Consider the following 3,741-nt stretch of genomic DNA (forward strand, 5'->3'; position numbering starts at 1 on the left):
CCTCCAGGACCCGCGGGAAGACCTCCGCCCACTCCGCGGTCCTCCGCGTCGCGCGCACCGCGGTCGGCACCCGGCGGCTCCGGGGGCGCGACCGGGCGTGGACGGCTGCGGGCGGGCGCGGTGCGCGAGGACGGCTGCAGGGTCGCGGCTCCGGGCTCTCGGCTCCGCGCCTCAGCGCAGGACGTGGCCCTCGACGTCGACGGGAGCCCGGGCGGTGAGGCGCTTCAGCCGCATCGCGGGGCGCTCGACCAGCAGCCAGCTCGCCCACGCGAGGGGGACCGTCGCAGCGACCGAGAGCGCGATGTAGGCCCAGAGCGGCACGTCGGCTCCGGCTCCGACGATCGCCAGCGAGAGCAGCTGCTGTACGGGGAACGCGTAGATGTACATCCCGTAGGAGACGTCGTGGGTCGCGCCCACTCGACGCAGGGGGAGCCGGGCGCCGAGCGCGACCATCAGATAGGCGAGGGGGAGGCCGGCGAGCACGCGGTAGAGGCCGGCCGCGATCACGAGGACGAGCAGCACGGCCGCGGCAGCGGTGAGCGCGCCCGTCAGGGGGAGGCGGTCGCGGTACAGGTGCACGAGCGCGCCGGCGAGGAAGTACCCGACGAGCGTCACCGTCTGGTTGAGGGGCGCCGGGAACGGGACGAGGTCCGTCGCGAGCACCGCCGCGACGAGGGTGAGGCCCGCGAATCCCGCGACCACGAGGGGGCGCACCCAGCGCGCGGGCGCCAGGGAGACGAGCAGGCCGATCACGACGTAGCTGACGAACTCGTAGAACAGGCTCCAGAGCGAGCCGTTCCACGCGCCCGGGTAGGGCACGGAGCCGAGCATCCCCGCGATGCCGTACTCCCGGATGTAGAGGGCCGCGTTGGCGACCACGAAGCGCACCGCCCCGGCCGCGCTGTACTCGCCGGCTCCGAGGAGGAGCGACGCGAGCGGTGCGGCGACGAACGCCACGACCAGGAGCGAGACGAGGAAGGCGGGATAGATGCGGAGGAAGCGCCGCCAGAGGAAGTCGACCAGCGATCGCGAGCGCAGCCGGCTCGCGGTGATCAGGAAGCCGGAGGTGGCGAAGAACCCGCCGACCGCCCAGGCGCCGAGGGTGGAGCCTCCGAACCCGGGGTCGTCGCCGTAGCCGCCGAGGGGGAAGGAGTGCGACACGATGACGAGGACCGCCAGCCCGAGCCGCAGGGCGTTGATGCTGTTCGACCGCGGGTCGAAGGCGGAGCCGACGGTCGGGCGCGTGCGCGGGCGTGTGCGCGTGCGTGGCGCGCGGACGGGCGCGGCGGTGCGCCGGCCGTTCTCCTGGCGGATCATGCGCACATCCTGCTGACCCCGGCCGCCGCCGTCGATCGGGCGTGGGACGCGCCGCGCTCCTCCCGGAGGGCCCGCGCACCAGCAACGACGCGCGCTCCCTCCCTGCGGACACGCCGCGGAGCTGACGCGGACTGACGTGCGGCCTGCGGCTGATCCCTCTCCGCCCGGTCGGCCCTCCGTCTCCCTCTCCCGCGAGACGCCGCTCCGGTACGCGACGCGCGGGAGCGGGCGTGCCGGAGCGGCATCTCGCGGCAGGCGGTCCGATCACGCCGGTCGGATCGCGCGGGTCAGAGCAGCCCGTCCGTGAGGTGGTCCGGCGTGCCGAAGCGGTGGGCCGTGATCGACACGGCCTGCTCGCGGAGGAACGGCAGCAGCTCCAGCCGGCCCGCCTCGGTCGCCGGGCCCGCGTAGACCGCGAGGTCGGGGCGCCCGCCCGTCACGGCCGTCACCGTCGCGGCGGAGGCGCCCAGCAGGCGCACCCGTCCGGCGCCGTGGGCGCGCACCCGCGCCTCCCACGCCGCGTCGTCCTCGACCACGACGGCGCCGGCCGCCTCGTCGAGACCGGCGGCGAGCTGCGGAGGCAGCGCCACGGCGCTCGAGACGACCATCCGTGCCTGCGCGGTCGCCGCCGCGACGGCCACCCGCACGAGCGAGCCCAGCGGCTCCCCGGCGGCCAGGCGCACCAGCACGGCGGAGTCGTAGGGCAGGCGGCGGAAGACGTTGCGCTCCGCCTCCAGCCCCGTCACGTCGCGAGGAGCGCCCGCGGCCCACGCCGCCGCGCAGCTGCGCGCCGTCCGCTCCACCGCGGCCTGCTCCTCCGCCGGGAGCTCCGCGCGCGACGCGGCGAGCAGGCGGGCGGCCGGTCCGACGACCGGAGCGGTCGCCTCCGACGGCGCCGCGGTCCAGGAGCCCAGGCCGAGCAGGTAGTCCGGCCCGCCCGCCTTGGTGCCCGGGCCGACCGCCGACTTCTTCCAGCCGCCGAACGGCTGGCGCTGCACGATCGCCCCGGTGATCCCGCGGTTCACGTAGAGGTTGCCCGCCTCGATCCCGTCGAGCCAGGTGCCGATCTCCTCCGGGTCGAGCGCGTGCAGGCCCGAGGTGAGCCCGTAGTCGACCTCGTTGACGATCGCGATCGCCTCGTCGAGGGTCGCCGCCGTCATGATCCCGAGGATCGGCCCGAAGTACTCGGTGCGGTGGAACTCGGACCCGCGGCGCACGCCGTCGCGGACGCCGGGGCTCCACAGGCGTCCGGAGTCGTCGAGGCTCCGCGGCTGCAGCAGCCAGGTCTCACCGGCGCCGAGCCCGGTCAGGCCGCGCAGCAGCTTGCCCTCGGCGGGTTCGATCACCGGCCCCATCCGCGTCGCGGGATCGGTCGGGTAGCCGACCGTGAGGGAGGAGACCGCGTCGAGCAGCTGCGCACGGAACCGCTTCGAGCGCGCGACGGAGCCGACCAGCACCACGAGCGAGGCTGCGGAGCACTTCTGGCCCGCGTGCCCGAAGGCGCTCGCCACGACGTCCTTCACCGCCAGGTCGAGGTCGGCCGAGGGGGTGACCACGATCGCGTTCTTGCCGCTCGTCTCGGCGAGCAGCGGGAGGTCGTTCCGGAAGGAGCGGAACAGCTCCGCCGTCTCGTAGGCACCGGTGAGGATCACGCGGTCGACCTGCGGGGACGCGATCAGGTCGCGCCCCAGCTCCTCCTCCGGCAGGCGGAGCAGGCGCAGGGCCTCGCGGGGCACGCCCGCCGCCCACAGCGCCTCCGCCACCACGGCGCCGCAGCGCGCGGTCGGACCGGCGGGCTTGAGCACCACGGCGGAGCCGGCCGCGAGCGCCGCGAGGACGCCGCCGGCCGGGATCGCGACCGGGAAGTTCCACGGCGGAGCGACCAGGGTCAGCGCGGCCGGGTGGAAGCGGGCGCCGTCGACCGCGTCGAGCTCGAGGGCGCGCTCGGCGTAGTAGTGGGCGAAGTCCACGGCCTCCGAGACCTCGGGGTCGCCCTGGTCGAGGGTCTTGCCGCCCTCGGCCGCCATGACCTCGAGCAGCTCGGCGCGGCGCGCCTCCAGCTCGTCGCCCGCGCGGTGCAGGATGCGGGCACGCTCCTCGGCCGGGACGTCGCTCCAGCCGCTGCCGCGGGCGCCGGAGAGCACCGACTCCAGCTCGTCGAGGGTGCCGATCGTGGCGGCCTCGATCGCGTCGGCGCCGGCCCGGGAGGAGGGGACGCGCTCGAGGATCGCCTGCGCCCACTCGCGGTTCGCGGCGACGGACGGGTCGGTGTCGGGGGTGCTGCGGAAGTCGCCCGGTCCCGGACGGCCGCTCGCGGCGAACCGGTCGGGCACGCGGTGCGCCGGGGGGACGGCCCCGTCGAGGGCGGCGACGGAGGCGCGGAACCGCTCCTCCTCCCGCGCGAAGAGCGCCGGGTCGGCCTCG

Annotated in this window: 2 protein-coding genes; both read right to left on the reverse strand. The window is 76.0% G+C overall.

The window, feature by feature from the left end; all coding sequences use genetic code 11:
- Positions 1-171: 171 nt before the first annotated feature.
- Complete coding sequence (locus C5C27_RS16880) at positions 172-1,317, reverse strand: acyltransferase (RefSeq protein ID WP_104314981.1); 1,146 nt, start codon at positions 1,315-1,317, stop codon at positions 172-174.
- 287 nt (positions 1,318-1,604) lie between these two features.
- A partial coding sequence (locus tag C5C27_RS16885; protein WP_146079741.1) for an aldehyde dehydrogenase family protein occupies positions 1,605-3,741 on the reverse strand: 2,137 nt, incomplete at its 5' end.

It is taken from the genome of Rathayibacter sp. AY2B7 (genome assembly GCF_002931635.1).
Lineage (GTDB): Bacteria > Actinomycetota > Actinomycetes > Actinomycetales > Microbacteriaceae > Rathayibacter.

Excerpts from the sequence above, each read along its gene's own strand:
- C5C27_RS16880 (WP_104314981.1), bottom strand. The coding sequence starts at position 1,317 with ATGATCCGCCAGGAGAACGGCCGGCGCACCGCCGCGCCCGTCCGCGCG.